This window comes from Streptomyces nymphaeiformis, from assembly GCF_014203895.1.
In the GTDB taxonomy this organism is placed as follows: Bacteria; Actinomycetota; Actinomycetes; order Streptomycetales; family Streptomycetaceae; genus Streptomyces; species Streptomyces nymphaeiformis.
The window spans coordinates 491,906-506,267 of record NZ_JACHJY010000006.1 but is presented as its reverse complement, the minus strand read 5'-3'; the positions used below and the strand labels follow the sequence as shown (position 1 = coordinate 506,267).

The 14,362-nt window shown below is 72.4% G+C and carries 12 protein-coding genes; 5 read left to right on the top strand and 7 right to left on the bottom strand.

Annotated elements, in window-relative coordinates; genetic code table 11:
* Window positions 1-35: 35 nt before the first annotated feature.
* Window positions 36-668 carry a DUF4291 domain-containing protein gene (locus GGE06_RS23010; RefSeq protein WP_184931568.1) on the bottom strand — a complete coding sequence of 211 codons (633 nt, stop codon included), beginning with the start codon at window positions 666-668 and terminating at the stop codon, window positions 36-38.
* 101 nt (window positions 669-769) lie between these two features.
* Here GGE06_RS23010 and GGE06_RS23005 point away from each other — a divergent pair, with 101 nt between their 5' ends.
* The gene (locus GGE06_RS23005; RefSeq protein WP_116159415.1) at window positions 770-1,087 is read left to right on the top strand and encodes a DUF6401 family natural product biosynthesis protein; all 318 of its coding nucleotides are present in this window, start codon (window positions 770-772) and stop codon (window positions 1,085-1,087) included.
* A gap of 38 nt (window positions 1,088-1,125) precedes the next feature.
* Here the strand turns inward: GGE06_RS23005 and rarD are convergent, their stop codons facing one another.
* A complete protein-coding gene (gene rarD / locus GGE06_RS23000) occupies window positions 1,126-2,031 on the bottom strand; it encodes an EamA family transporter RarD (RefSeq protein WP_246532708.1) in 906 nt (301 codons plus the stop codon).
* Window positions 2,032-2,184: 153 nt separating this feature from the next.
* On the bottom strand, window positions 2,185-3,051 hold the full coding sequence (locus GGE06_RS22995) for an SDR family oxidoreductase (RefSeq protein WP_184931566.1): 867 nt from the start codon (window positions 3,049-3,051) through the stop codon (window positions 2,185-2,187).
* Window positions 3,052-3,151: 100 nt separating this feature from the next.
* Here GGE06_RS22995 and GGE06_RS22990 point away from each other — a divergent pair, with 100 nt between their 5' ends.
* From GGE06_RS22990 to GGE06_RS22975, 4 genes are all read left to right on the top strand, one after another.
* Window positions 3,152-3,532 carry a winged helix-turn-helix transcriptional regulator gene (locus GGE06_RS22990; RefSeq protein WP_116159412.1) on the top strand — a complete coding sequence of 127 codons (381 nt, stop codon included), beginning with the start codon at window positions 3,152-3,154 and terminating at the stop codon, window positions 3,530-3,532.
* An 85-nt stretch (window positions 3,533-3,617) separates the two neighbouring features.
* A complete protein-coding gene (locus GGE06_RS22985; RefSeq protein ID WP_312883236.1) occupies window positions 3,618-4,430 on the top strand; it encodes a hypothetical protein in 813 nt (270 codons plus the stop codon).
* A 5-nt stretch (window positions 4,431-4,435) separates the two neighbouring features.
* A complete protein-coding gene (locus GGE06_RS22980) occupies window positions 4,436-6,658 on the top strand; it encodes a bifunctional serine/threonine-protein kinase/ABC transporter substrate-binding protein (protein WP_116159411.1) in 2,223 nt (740 codons plus the stop codon).
* A 2-nt stretch (window positions 6,659-6,660) separates the two neighbouring features.
* Window positions 6,661-8,832, top strand: a complete 2,172-nt coding sequence (locus tag GGE06_RS22975; protein ID WP_116159410.1) for a bifunctional serine/threonine-protein kinase/ABC transporter substrate-binding protein — start codon at window positions 6,661-6,663, stop codon at window positions 8,830-8,832.
* Between the two features lie 15 nt (window positions 8,833-8,847).
* Here GGE06_RS22975 and GGE06_RS22970 read toward each other — a convergent pair whose 3' ends face one another.
* The 4 genes from GGE06_RS22970 to GGE06_RS22955 form a co-directional block, all read right to left on the bottom strand.
* Entirely contained in the window at window positions 8,848-9,900 is a 1,053-nt protein-coding gene (locus GGE06_RS22970) for a 2-oxoacid:ferredoxin oxidoreductase subunit beta (RefSeq protein WP_184931565.1), read from the bottom strand.
* A complete protein-coding gene (locus GGE06_RS22965; protein WP_116159408.1) occupies window positions 9,893-11,830 on the bottom strand; it encodes a 2-oxoacid:acceptor oxidoreductase subunit alpha in 1,938 nt (645 codons plus the stop codon). Before GGE06_RS22965 ends, GGE06_RS22970 begins: the two co-directional genes overlap by 8 nt.
* A gap of 285 nt (window positions 11,831-12,115) precedes the next feature.
* Window positions 12,116-12,787: a response regulator AbrC3 gene (locus GGE06_RS22960; RefSeq protein WP_312883248.1), complete on the bottom strand. Its 672-nt coding sequence runs from the start codon at window positions 12,785-12,787 to the stop codon at window positions 12,116-12,118.
* 171 nt (window positions 12,788-12,958) lie between these two features.
* Window positions 12,959-14,254, bottom strand: a complete 1,296-nt coding sequence (locus tag GGE06_RS22955) for a sensor histidine kinase AbrC2 (protein WP_184931564.1) — start codon at window positions 14,252-14,254, stop codon at window positions 12,959-12,961.
* Window positions 14,255-14,362 lie beyond the last annotated feature (108 nt).

Here is a 14,362-nt window from a genome sequence, read left to right as displayed (position 1 = left end):
GGGGCCTGTGCCTGTGCCTGGGCCGGAGCTCGGGCCTAGGCCTCGGCCGGCTCCGGCGCCCGAGCCCTCAGGTGGTCCGCCCTCAGGTGGTCCAGGAGGCCCGCCGGCTCCTTGTACGGCTCCTCCCGGGGGAGCAGTCGGGCGGCGGCCTCCAGGTCGCCGGCCCGGACCAGGCCGTGGACCTCGTGCGCGAGCGGGGTCACATCGGTGATCGAGACCGTCCACTCGTCCGCGTACCGCCGCGACGCCTCGCCCGCCAGGCCGAGCTGGAGCGAGCGGTGCGCGAGGGGCCTCAGGTGCAGGTCGCGCTCCGGGTCCCACTGGACCCGGGCCGGCGCCTGCCGCAACTGCCTCTTCCAGGACGCCTGGTCGGTGTGGAAACCGCGCTTGTAGTGGGAGAGGCAGGCGTTCCGCAGGGCCCATTCGAAGCCCTCGCGGGTGATCTCCACGGCCAGGACGGTCTCCTGGCCCTCCTTCTCGCCCCAGCCGCAGCGGTACATCATCCACAGGAACGACGGCTTGATCCACGTCATCCGGTCCCGCTTCCAGGACTCCGGGAAGCGGCCGTCGCGGGCGGCGGGGAGGCCGATCCCGGGCCGGTAGGCCTGGTAGACGGTGATCGTGCGCTCGGTGTGCAGAGCACGGATCCGGTACTTCGGTTCTTCCATGGGCCACAGACTGCGGCGCGGCCGCCGGGCGCGGCCACCGGTTTTCGCGCTGCGAGCAACGTCACGGTCTCAACTGCCGAGTACGACCCTAATGTGGAGGAATGAACGATTCGCCCGGCGGTCCGCTGATCGACGTCGCCGCCACGTACATGCCCCGGCTCTCGGAGTTCTCCTTGGAGCCGGGCCTCGTGGCCGCCGTCGACCAGCACGCGGCGGCCGTGTGCGACGCGCTGCTCCCGGCCCGGCGGGGCCCGGAGGGCCGGACCGTCCGCCGGGAGGAGCTGGCCGACTACGTCCTCGGGTTCACCGACCGGCTCACCGAGGCCGACTGGACCGAGCCCGTCGGCCACGACTTCGCGACCCTGCACCTGACGGCGGTCTGCTGGCTGATCCGGGAGCACGACCTGCTGGGCGCGTGACCCTCGTCAGGAGGCGGAGGCGTCAGGAGGCGGAGGCGTCAGGGGGCGGAGGCCGCGGGAGCCGCGGGGGCGGTCTCCGCGCGGGCGGCCGCGGCCGCCCTCTCGACCTCCGCACGGCTCTTCCGGGCCGTCCGGAGCGCGTCCCAGGTGAGGACCGTCAGGGCCAGCCAGACGAGGGAGAAGCCCGCCCAGCGCTCCGCCGGCATCGCCTCGTGGAAGTAGACGACCCCGAGAACGAACTGGAAGGTCGGCGCGAGGTACTGGAGCAGCCCGAGCGTGGACAGCGGGACGCGGATCGCCGCCGCACCGAAGCAGACCAGCGGGGCCGCCGTGACGATGCCGGTGGCGGCGAGCAGCGCCGTGTGCCCGGCGCCGTGGGAGCCGAAGGCCAGCGTGCCCTGCGTCCCGAGCCAGACGAGGTAGGCGAGGGCGGGCAGGAACTGGACGGCGGTCTCGGCGGCGAGCGACTCCAGGCCGCCGATGTTGACCTTCTTCTTCACCAGGCCGTAGACCGCGAAGGAGAACGCGAGGGTGAGCGAGATCCACGGCGGGCGCCCGGCCCCGACCGCCAGGACGAGCACGGCGGACAGGCCGACGCCGACCGCCGCCCACTGCGCGGGGCGCAGCCTCTCCTTCAGGACGAGGACGCCGAGGGCGATGGTGACGAGCGGGTTGATGAAGTAGCCGAGGGAGGCCTCGACGACGTGGCCCGTGTTCACGGACCAGATGTAGAGGCCCCAGTTCACGGTGATGACGGCGGCGGCGAGGGTGATCATGCCGAGCTTGCGCGGGCTGCGCATGAGCTCGGGTATCCAGCTCCAGCGACGCAGCGCGAGCAGGGCGACGCCGACGAAGACCAGGGACCACACCATGCGGTGGGCGAGGATCTCGAGGGCGCCGGCGGGCTTGAGGAGTGGCCAGAAGAGCGGGACCAGTCCCCACATGCCGTAGGCGCCGATCCCGTAGAGCAGTCCTGCTCGTGCCTCGTTCTTCTCCGTCTTCACCGGACCTCCCGCCCTGTGCCGCGCTGTCCTGTCGAAGGTAGCGCCGCACGGGGCGGGTTGTCATGGCCGTATCGCCATACGGTCATGACAACGTTACGAGGCGGCCAGCGCGTCCTTGATCGTCTCGGCGATCGGGGTGGTCGGGCGGCCGGTCAGCCGGGCCAGGTCGCCGGTCTGCAGGGCGAGCGCGCCGAGCGCGATGGCCCGGTCGACGTCGACCAGGATCTCGGCGAAGGCCTGCGGGACCCCGGCGCCGGTGAGGATCTCCAGGTGGGTCGCGGCGGGGACGTCGCTGTACGTGATCTCCCGGCCGGTCTGGGCGGCGACCTCGGCCGCGTACTCGGCGAGGGACCAGGCGGTGTCGCCGCTCAGCTCGTACGCCCGGTTCAGGTGCTCCTCGGCCGGGCCGGTCAGGACGGCGGCCGCGGCGGCGGCGTAGTCGGCGCGGGAGGCGGAGGCGACCCGGCCCTCGCCGGCGTTGGCGACGACGGCGCCGTGGGCGAGGACGGGGGCGAGGTTGGCCGTGTAGTTCTCGGTGTACCAGCCGTTGCGGAGGAAGGTGTACGGCAGGCCGGACGCGAGGATCAGCTCCTCGGTCGCCTTGTGCTCGTCGGCCAGCGTGAAGTCGGCCGCCGGGCCGCCGAGGATGCCGGTGTACGCGAGCTGGGCCACGCCGGCGGCCTTGGCCGCGTCGATCACGGCGCGGTGCTGGGCGACGCGCTGCCCGACCTCGCTGCCGGAGATCAGCAGCACGCGGTCGCCGGCCTCGAAGGCGCCCGCGAGGGTCTCCGGCGCGCTGTAGTCGGCGACGCGGAGCTCGACCCCGCGCTCGGCCAGGTCGGCGGCCCTGGCCTTGTCGCGGACGACGGCGACGACGGACTCGGCGGGGACGCGGGTCAGGAGGTCGGCGATGACGAGACGGCCGAGCTGTCCGGTGGCTCCGGTGACGACGATGCTCATGGTGCTTCCTTCTTCCCGTGGGGCGTGCGGTGGGCGATGCACTCACCGTACGGCGGGCGCTAACCTTTCGTAAGTACCCACTTTGAAGTAAGGTACTGGTATGGGAGTAAGTAAGCCGCCGAACGTGAACGAGCCGATGTGCCCCTCGCGCCTCGTCCTGGAGCACGTCACCAGCCGCTGGGGCGTCCTCGTCCTCGCGGCCCTCCTGGAGCGCTCGTACCGCTTCAGCGAGCTGCGCCGCGAGATCGGCGGCGTCAGCGAGAAGATGCTGGCCCAGACCCTCCAGACCCTGGAGCGCGACGGCTTCGTCCACCGCGACGCCAAGCCCGTCATCCCGCCCCGCGTCGACTACAGCCTCACCCCCCTCGGCGAGGGAGCCGCCCGCCAGGTCTGGGAACTCGCCCGCTGGACCGAGCAGCAGGTGGGCGCGGTCGAGGCGGCGCGTGTGCGTTACGACACCGTGCGTGCGGCGTCCCAATGATGTTGTAGCCCGGGCGAGTTGATCCGCGGAGCCGTACGATCTCCCTCACCGACCGGGGGATCGTGCGAGCGACCGTGGGGGAATCGTGAGGGACGCGTACGGAAGACTGCTGCGCGCCGCTGCCGTGGCGGCGGGCGGGTTACTCCTGGCGGGCTGCTCGTCAGGAGGCGGCGGGGACGAGGCGAAACCGTCCCGAGCGACACCGACCGCGAGTGCGTCCGGGGCGCCGACCGCGTCCCCGACGCCTGCCGGGCCGGTATACGTCCTGGACCCGAAGAAGGCCCCGCGCACCCAGGCCGACGCGAAGCGGCTGGCCCTCGCGGTCGTGGCCGGACCCGACGACTGGGGGCCCGGATACGTCAAGCGCAGCCCGTACCTCAGCGACCCCGGATCCTGGCCCGTCCTCGACGCGAGCTGCGAGTGGGAGGCCGGGACCCTGCCCCGCTCCGTCCTCTACAGCGTCACCGCCTACAGCGAGATCCCGGCCACCGGTGGCAAGGGGCCCCTGCGGGTCGCCGCCACCGTCACCGTCCACCGCACCGAGCCCGACGCCGACTGGGAGATGGCCGAGACCCTGGAGGAGGCGCTGCGCTGCCCCGACCAGCAGTTGCGCCAGGGCGAGCGGATCACCGGCCTGAACTCGCTCGGCATGCCCTACGGAGTCGGTGGCAACCAGACCACGACCGACTCCCTCATCGAGCGCGGCGAGTACCACAACGACGCGATCAAGGGACAGCAGTACTACACCTGGTTCCAGACCCGCGTCGGGCAGGTCACCTTCGCCTCGGTCGTGAAGGGGGCCTCCGGCTATGCCGAGGGGGACACCAACGCCGTCCAGGCCCGGGTCAACGTCTTCATGCAGGACCGCGTCAAGGAGCAGTTGGGAGCCCAGTCGTGAGCCCGATGGCCCAGCCCGGCCCCCTTCAGGAGCTCCTGCCCTCCGACCCCTCGTCGATCGCCGGCTACCGCCTCCTCGGCCGCCTCGGCGCCGGTGGCATGGGTGTCGTGTACCTCGGCCGCACCGAGAGCGGCGAGCTCGCCGCCGTCAAGGTCACCCTCGCCGACCAGGCCGACCAGCCCGACTTCCGGGCCCGCTTCCGCCGCGAGGTCGAGGCCGCCCGCCGGGTCGTCAGCCCCTGGGCCGTACCCGTGACCGGTGCCGACCCCGACGCACCCGAACCCTGGATGGCGACCGCCTTCGTGCCCGGCCCGTCCGTCGGCGAGGCCGTCCGCGCCCACGGGCCGCTGCCCGAGCGGAGCGTACGGATCCTCGGCGGCGCCGTCGCCCGCGCGCTCGCCGCCGTCCACGCGGCCGGACTCGTCCACCGGGACGTCAAGCCCGGGAACGTCCTCCTCGCCGTCGACGGGCCGCGCCTCATCGACTTCGGCATCGCCCGCACCAGCGGGGAGACCGCGCTCACCGCGACCGACATGGTGGTCGGCACCCCCGGCTTCCTCGCCCCGGAGCAGGCCGAGGCCCGCACCGACGCCATCGGCCCGCCCGCCGACGTCTTCGCCCTCGGCTGCCTCCTCGCGTACGCGACGACCGGTCGCCCGCCCTTCGGCGCCGGGGCCGTGGACGCCCTCATGTACCGGACCGTCCACGACGAGCCCGACCTCGCCGGCGTACCGGAAGACCTGCTCCCGCTCCTCGCGGCCTGCCTCGCCAAGGACCCCGCCGACCGGCCCATCGCCGAGGAGATCGCCGACCGGCTCACCGAGGACACCCCCGGCACCGCCGCCGACTGGCTGCCCGCGCCCGTCGTCACCACCATCGCCGAACGCTCGGCGGCCATGCTCACGCTCCCCGACATCGACCCGACCGCGCCGGGCACGGACCCCGACGCCCCCGCGAAGCCCAGTCGGCGCGGTTTCCTGCTGCTCGGCGCCGGTGCCGCCGTCCTCGCGGCGGGCGGCGGGGCGTTCGCCCTGCTCGACCGGCGCGACGACACCGGCGCCGACGGGAAGCACCCCGCGCCCAAGCCCCGGAACACCTGGGCCATCGGCGTCCTCGCCGACCTCTCCGGGCCCGCCCGGGAGATCGGCCGGGCCCAGGAGCGCGGCGCCCGGCTCGCCGTCGAGCGGTTCAACGCCCTGCACAAGGGCAAGCCCTTCACCCTCGAACTCAAGGTCTCCGACGACCGAGGGCAGAGCGCCGGCGCCCTCGCCGCCGCCCGGCGGCTCACCACCGACCCCTCCGTCCTCGCCGTCCTCGGCCCCACCTCCGACGACACCGGCATCGCCGCACTCCCCGCCTTCGAGGAGGCCGGCGTTCCGCTCCTCACCACCTCGGCCGGCTACAACCTCTTCACCCTGCGCGGCGACGGCGGCGGCGCGCCGAACACGACGGTCCTCCGCGCCATCCCGCAGCACTTCATGGCGGGCGTCTACCTCGCCTGGTCCGCCACGCTCCTGCCACAGATCCGCCGCCCCGGAGTCCTCCAGGAACGCACCGACGACCAGTACGGCTGGCAGTACACGAGCGGTGCCCGCTTCGGCTTCAAACAGGCCGGCATCACGCCGCACTTCCGGGTGATCCCCGGCCGGACCACCGACTATCGCCGGATCATCGGCGAGATGATCGACGCCGGCATCGACGCGTACATCCACAACGGCGTCCGCTCCACCGCCGTGCTCGCCGCCCGCGCCCTGAAGCAACTCGGCTTCACCGGACCCCGGTTCGCCGGCCAGCACGTCTTCGGGCCGGAGTTCCTGAAGGAGGCGGGGAGCGACGCCGAGGGCTGGTTCGTCTGCGCGCCCGTCATCGACCCCGTCCAGCGGGCCGCCGACCCGAAGCAGAAGCCCGCCGATCGCAAGCTCACCCAGGAACTCCTCGACGCCCACCGCAAGCGCTACGGCACCACCCCGGCCTTCTACACCGGCGAGTCCTTCGACGTGGTCAACATGGTGACGTCCTGGCTCGCCACGAGCGCCGCCAAGGGCCCGCTCACCCGCAAGGGCCTGTGGGAGGCCCTGCGGAAGCAGAAGTACACCGGGGCCATGGGCGGTTACCAGTTCCGCGACAACGGCGAGCTCATCGGTGTCGGCACCTTCCTCTACGGCGTGCAGAAGGGGGCCTACAAGTACTTCGGCCCCGCCCCTGCCGAGCCCAAGAAGAAGGCTTGAGCATGCAGCCGCTCAAGAAGGCCGACCCTTCCGCCATCGCCGGCTACCGCCTCCTCGGGCGGCTCGGCACCGGAGGCATGGGCGTGGTCTACCTCGCCCGGACCTCCGGCGGCGCGCTCGCCGCGCTCAAGCTGATCCGCGCCGAGCACGCCGCCGACCCCGGCTTCCGGGCCCGCTTCCGCCGCGAGGCGACCGCCGCCGAGCGGATCACCGGCCGCTGGGTCGTCCGCGTCCTCGGCGCGGACCCGGAGGCCCGCGAGCCGTGGCTGGCCACCGAGTACGTGCCCGGGCCCTCGCTCGCCGAGGCCGTCGCCCTGCACGGCGCGCTGCCCGAGACCACCGTCCGCACCCTGGGTGCCCGGCTCGCCGACGCCCTCGACGGCATGCACGCGGCCGGGCTCGTTCACCGCGACGTCAAGCCCGGCAACGTCCTCCTCGCCCTCGACGGGCCCCGGCTCATCGACTTCGGCATCGCCCGGGTCAGCGGCGCCACCGCGCTCACCGCCACCGACGCGATGATCGGCACCCCCGGCTTCCTCGCCCCCGAACAGGCCCGGGCCGCGGGCGCAGGCGAGGTCGGCCCGGCCGCCGACGTCTTCTCGCTCGGCTGCGTCCTCGCGTACGCCCTGACCGGCGAACGCCCCTTTGGCACGGGCGCGGTGGCGGCTGTCGTCTATCGCACGGTCCACGAGGAGCCCGACCTCACCGACGTGCAGGACACCCTGCTCCCGCTCGTCACCGCCTGCCTCGCCAAGGACCCCGCCGACCGGCCGAGCGCCGCCGAGGTACGGGACGCCCTCGGCCCGTACGAGGGCCCGGCGGCCGGGAACTGGCTGCCGGCCGGCCTGCCCGCGCTGATCGCCCAGCGGTCGTCGCGGGTCCTCGACCTGCCGGTCGCCGACCCGACCATGCTCAACCCCGAGGAGCCGCAGGGGACTTCACGCCGCCGCTTCCTCGCTCTCGGAGCAGCCGGGGCCGTCGCGGGCACGGGTGGCCTCACCGCCTGGCTGCTCGGCCGCGACCCGGGAGGCGGTACGGGCGGCGGCGGGACCGTACGGACGGCGTACACGCTCGGCGTCCTGACCGACCTCAGCGGCCCGACGAAGGCGGACGGGCGCGCCCAGGAACGCGGGCTGCGCCTCGCCGCAGAGACCTTCAACGCCCGCGAGGACCGGCCTTTCGACCTGGTGCTCAAGGTGACGGACGACGGGGGAGACCCGAAGCGGGCCGCCGCCGGGGCCCGCGCCTTCCTGCGGACCCCGTCCCTGGTCGCCGTGCTCGGCCCGACGACCACCGAGACGGCCATCGCGGCGGCGAACGTGCTCGTCGATCAGAAGGTGCCGATGCTGAGCGTGGTGGCATCGGTCTCGGATGGGACGATCCGGGGCCAGCGGCCGGAGATGCGTACGTACTTCGAGCTGCGGCCCTACCCCGAGGTGACGGTCGTGCCCTTCGCCCGCTATCTCCAAGAGCACCAACTGGGCCGCACCGTCGTCATCGAGGACCGGGCCGGCGGCACGTACGGCTGGTCCGTCGCCCGGACCATGAAGGACAGACGTCCCGCCGGCGGCACGGTGACCGTGCACCAAGTCGATGCGGACAGTGAGGACTTCGGGTCGGCGGTCCGGGCCGCGCTCGCCAGTTCCCCCACGGGCGTGATGTACGCGGGGAAGTCGCCGCGCCGGGCCGCCCTGTGTGCGAAGGCCCTGCGGCAGCAGGGATTCCAGGGCCCGTGTGGGAGTGTAGAGCCCCCGCTCCAGCCGGAGTTCCTCACCGTGGCGGGGCCGGCCGCCGAGGGCTGGTACTTCGGGACGGGCTACACCGATCCCGACACGATCCCGGCCGCGAAGGCGTTCGCGGCCGCGTACCGCAAGCGCTGGCGAATCGCGGCCACAGACCCGGTCGACCGGTTCGCGGTGGAGTCGTACGACGCCCTGAACTGGATGGGGCAGGCGCTGCGCACCGCCGCCAGGAGGAGCGCGGAGCGCTCGGGCGCGGCGGTGGCGAACGCGTTAATAAACGACGACGCGGTGTACCGGGGGGTGGCGAGGTCCTACAACACCAAGGCCTACAGCAACGCGACAGGCCAGCTCGAAGGCCTGACCCTCTGGCAGATCAGATCTGGAAAGCCCCGCTGCCTCGGCCCGTTCGCCGAGGCAGCGAAGCGCGACTGACCGCGCGGGCGGCCGTCAGCCGACGACCGTCCACGTGTCGTTGCCGGTGAGGAGCTGGCCCAGGTCGCCCTTGCCGTACCGTTCGACCGCCGTCTCCAGCTGCTCGGCCATGAGCGTGTCGTACACCGGGCGGTCCACCGAGCGGAAGACGCCGATGGGCGTCTGGTGCAGGGTGTCCGGGTCGGCCAGGCGGGAGAGGGCGAACGCCGTCGTCGGGGTGGCCGCGTGGGCGTCGTGGACGAGGATCCGGGACTCGTTCTCCGGGGTGACCGTGACGACCTGGAGGTCGCCGGTGGCCGGGTCGCGGAGGACGCCCTTCTCGTTCTCGGCGCCGAAGCGGATCGGCTGCCCGTGTTCGAGGCGGATGACGGCTTCCTTGGCCTGGTCCTTGTCCTTGAGGACCTCGAAGGCGCCGTCGTTGAAGATGTTGCAGTTCTGGTAGATCTCGACGAGCGCCGTGCCGTTGTGCTCGGAGGCCTGGCGGAGCACCTCGGTGAGGTGCTTGCGGTCGGAGTCGACCGTGCGGGCCACGAAGGACGCCTCCGCGCCGAGCGCCAGCGACACCGGGTTGAAGGGCGCGTCGAGGGAGCCCATCGGGGTCGACTTGGTGATCTTGCCGAGCTCGGAGGTGGGGCTGTACTGGCCCTTGGTGAGTCCGTAGATCCGGTTGTTGAAGAGCAGGATCTTCAGGTTCACGTTGCGGCGCAGGGCGTGGATGAGGTGGTTGCCGCCGATGGACAGCGCGTCGCCGTCGCCCGTGACCACCCATACCGACAGGTCGCGGCGCGAGGTGGCGAGACCGGTGGCGATGGCCGGGGCGCGGCCGTGGATGGAGTGCATCCCGTAGGTGTTCATGTAGTACGGGAAGCGGGAGGAGCAGCCGATGCCGGAGACGAAGACGACGTTCTCCTTCGCCAGACCGAGCTCGGGCATGAAGCCCTGCACGGCGGCGAGGACCGCGTAGTCACCGCAGCCGGGACACCAGCGGACCTCCTGGTCCGACTTGAAGTCCTTCATGGACTGGGCGGCCTCGGCCTTCGGCACCAGGTGCAGCAGGGGCTCAGGCATCGATGACCTCCTTGAGGGCGGCGGCGAGCTGCTCGGCCTTGAACGGCATGCCGTTGACCTGGGTGTGGCTGCGGGCGTCGACGAGGTACTTCGCCCGGACGAGGGTGGCGAGCTGGCCGAGGTTCATCTCGGGGATCACGACCTTCTCGTACCGCTTCAGCACCTCGCCGAGGTTCTTCGGGAAGGGGTTGAGGTGGCGGAGGTGGGCCTGGGCGATGTGGCCGCCCTCGCGCCGGATGCGGCGGACGGCCGCCGTGATCGGCCCGTAGGTGGAGCCCCAGCCGAGGACGAGGGTGCGCGCGCCGTCCGGGTCGTCGACCTCGACGTCGGGGACCTCGATGCCGTCGATCTTGGCCTGGCGGGTGCGGACCATGAACTCGTGGTTGGCGGGGTCGTACGAGATGTTGCCCGTGCCGTCCTGCTTCTCGATGCCGCCGATGCGGTGTTCGAGACCGGGGGTGCCGGGCACGGCCCAGGGGCGGGCGAGGGTCTCGGGGTCGCGCTTGTACGGCCAGAAGACCTCGGTGCCGTCGGACAGGGTGTGGTTCGGCGTGGTGGCGAACTGGGTCCGCAGGTCGGGGAGCTCCTCGACGTCCGGGATGCGCCAGGGCTCGGAGCCGTTGGCCAGGTAGCCGTCGGAGAGCAGGAAGACCGGCGTGCGGTACGTGAGGGCGATCCGGGCGGCGTCGAGGGCCGCGTCGAAGCAGTCCGCCGGCGTCTTCGGGGCCACGACCGGCACCGGGGCCTCGCCGTTGCGCCCGTACATCGCCTGGAGGAGGTCGGCCTGCTCGGTCTTGGTCGGCAGACCGGTGGACGGGCCGCCGCGCTGGATGTCGACGACGAGGAGCGGCAGCTCCAGGGAGACGGCGAGGCCGATGGTCTCGGACTTCAGCGCCACACCGGGGCCGGAGGTGGTCGTGACGGCCAGCGAGCCGCCGAAGGCGGCGCCGAGCGCGGCGCCGATGCCGGCGATCTCGTCCTCGGCCTGGAAGGTGCGCACGCCGAAGTTCTTGTGCTTGCTGAGCTCGTGCAGGATGTCCGAGGCCGGGGTGATCGGGTACGAGCCGAGGTAGAGCGGCAGGTCCGCCTGGCGGCCGGCGGCGATCAGGCCGTACGACAGGGCCAGGTTCCCGGAGATGTTCCGGTACGTGCCGGTCGGGAAGGCCCGGGTCGCGGGGGCGACCTCGTAGGAGACGGCGAAGTCCTCGGTGGTCTCGCCGAAGTTCCAGCCGGCCCGGAAGGCGGCCACGTTGGCCTCGGCGATCTCCGGCTTCTTCGCGAACTTCTGGCGCAGGAAGGTCTCGGTGCCCTCGGTCGGCCGGTGGTACATCCAGGAGAGCAGCCCGAGCGCGAACATGTTCTTGCTCCGCTCGGCCTCCTTCCGGGAGAGCCCGAAGTCCTTGAGGGCCTCAAGGGTCAGCGTCGTCAGCGGGACCGGGTGGACCCGGTAGCCGTCGAGCGACCCGTCCTCCAGGGGCGAGGTCGCGTACCCGACCTTGGCCATGGCGCGCTTGGCGAACTCGTCGGTGTTGACGATGATCTCGCCACCGCGCGGCACGTCCCCGATGTTCGCCTTGAGGGCGGCGGGGTTCATCGCGACCAGCACGTTCGGGGCGTCGCCCGGGGTCAGGATGTCGTGGTCGGCGAAGTGGAGCTGGAAGGACGAGACACCCGGCAGGGTTCCGGCAGGCGCCCGGATCTCGGCCGGGAAGTTCGGCAGCGTGGAGAGGTCGTTCCCGAAGGACGCCGTCTCCGAGGTGAAGCGGTCACCTGTCAGCTGCATGCCGTCACCGGAGTCACCCGCGAAGCGGATGATCACCCGGTCGAGCCGGCGCACTTCCTTCTCGGTGCCGTGGTGGGGCGACGCCGGGGCGCTGCGCTGCTCCCCGACCAGGGCCTCACCGGCCTCGCTACTGACCTGGCTGGTCACTGAACTGGACCTCCCTCGCGGCAAGGGGACTCTCCGCCGGAGGCGGGGAGAAGGCTCGGGGCGCGGCGGGTGGTCCCTGTACGGAGATCACCTTCCGTCCCGAGGCCCACCCTACGACGGTAAGGGGGCCCTTCCCGGGACTTCTCACATCATGGACCTCTTTTTGAGACTCCCTCTTGCCCTGAATCGTCACGGTCTGTCGCTACCCGGAGTGTTCTGGAATGTCGTATTCCGTCTCATCCTTTGGGTCTAGGACCAGCGTATCTGACAGGCCGTCAGATCGGCTCAGGACTTGAGGTACGTCAGCACGGCGAGTACCCGGCGGTGATCGCCGTCACTCGGCGAGAGACCGAGCTTCAGGAAGATGTTGCTGATGTGCTTCTCGACCGCGCCGTCACTCACGACCAGCGCCTTCGCGATCGCCGAGTTCGTCCGGCCCTCCGCCATCAGCCCGAGGACCTCCCGCTCGCGCGGGGTCAGATTCGCCAGCACGTCCTGCTGACGGCTCCGGCCGAGAAGCTGCTGCACGACCTCCGGATCCAGGGCCGTACCGCCCCCGGCGACCCGCACGACCGCGTCCACGAACTCGCGGACCTCGGCGACGCGGTCCTTGAGGAGATATCCCACACCCCGGCTGGAACCGGCCAGAAGTTCGGTGGCGTACTGCTCCTCCACGTACTGCGACAGGACCAGGACGCCGAGCCCCGGGAAGTCCTTGCGCAGCCGCACGGCCGCGCGCACGCCCTCGTCGGTGTGCGTCGGCGGCATCCGTACGTCGGCCACGACCACGTCCGGCAGGGCGCCCTCCTCGGCGAGCCCCGCGACGGTCTCCACCAGCGCGTCCCCGTCCCCGACCCCGGCGACCACCTCGTGGCCCCGGTCGGTCAGGAGCCGGGTCAGCCCCTCCCTGAGCAGCACGGAATCCTCGGCGATGACCACCCGTACCCGCGCCGCCACACTCTGCCCACTCACGCCTTGCGCCCCCATGCTTCGGTCACTTGAAGAGGGGGCCAGCATGGCACTTGGGGGGCGTGCGCGGGGCGGGCGGATGCGGGCGCGCGCCTGGGGGCCGGTGCCCCCGCCTCGTGTGGGCCCGCGCCCGGCGGAACGCATGCCCACAACGGACGGCTACGCCCGCCACGGCAGCTCCACCGTCACCGTCGTCGGCCCCCCCGTCGGGGAGTCCACCGCCAGGACCCCGTCCACCGCCCCCACCCGCTCCGAGAGCCCGGCCAGACCGCCCCCGGCGGCCTCCGCGCCGCCCACCCCGTCGTCCCGCACCTGAAGCATCAGCCGGTCCTCCGTGCGCCACACGTCCACCCACGCCCGCCGCGCCCCCGAGTGCCGGGAGACGTTCTGGAGGAGCTCGGAGACCGTGAAGTACGCGATGCCCTCGATCGCCGGCACCGGCCGGGCCGGCAGGTCCACGTCCACGGACACCGGGACCGCGCACCGGGAGGCCACCGCCGACAGCGCCGCGTCGAGCCCCCGGTCGGTGAGGACCGCCGGGTGGATGCCCCGGGCGAGGTCCCGCAGCTCCTGGAGGGCCAGCTTCACCTCGCCGTGCGCCTCGTCGACGAGCACCGCCGCCGCCTGCGGGTCGGCCGCCAGCTTCTCCTTCGCGAGCCCGAGGTCCATGGCGAGCGCGGCGAGCCGGGCCTGGGCGCCGTCGTGCAGGTCGCGCTCGATGCGCCGCAGGTCCGCCGCGGCGGTGTCGACGACCACACCCCGGTCCGACTCCAGCTCCGTGACGCGCGAGGCGAGCCGCGACGGGCCGAGGAGCCCGGAGACGAGGAGCCGGTCGACGGAGACGAGCCCGCGCAGCACCCACGGCCCGACGAGGACGAACACGAACCCGATGAGGCTCGTCACGGCCAGCTCGAACGGCGCGTCGAGATAGAAGGCGTGGGTCCGGTCCCCGTACAGCTGGATCCCGTCCTGCCCCACCCACGTGGGGAACACCCACTGCCACAGCGGGTACGTGAAGAGACACCAGCCCCAGCTCCACAGCGCCACGGTGACCGAGAAGGAGAACACCGCCCACGGCATGTGAAGCAGCGCGTACAGCAGGTGCCGCCACGACGCGCCGCTCTTCAGCATCGCCCCCATCCACGAGAACGCCCCGCCGGTCTTCCCGCGCACCGGATCCGGCGCGGCCACGTCGAGCCCGAGCAGCCCGCGCGCCCGGGCCCGCTCCACCGCGCCGAAGCCCCGGCACATCGCGAGCGTCCCGGCCAGGACCGGCACGCCGAGGAAGGTGATCAGCAGCCCGGCGCCGAGCGAGACGAAGGAGACGGACACCGCGAACCAGAAGACGCTCAGCGGCAGCCCGATCAGCACGTACCCGAAGGCGCGCCAGGTACGGGCCTCGAACGGCGCGCGGATCACGGCGGGGAGTCGGAGCGGGTGGGAGGCGGCAGCCATCGCGGGGTTCCTTCTCTGCTCGGAGGGGGTGGGCGGTACGTGTTCCAGGCTTCCGTCCGGCGCCCCGCGGGACCATGAGGCGGGTGGGCGTCTGGGGGCGGGGGTTTT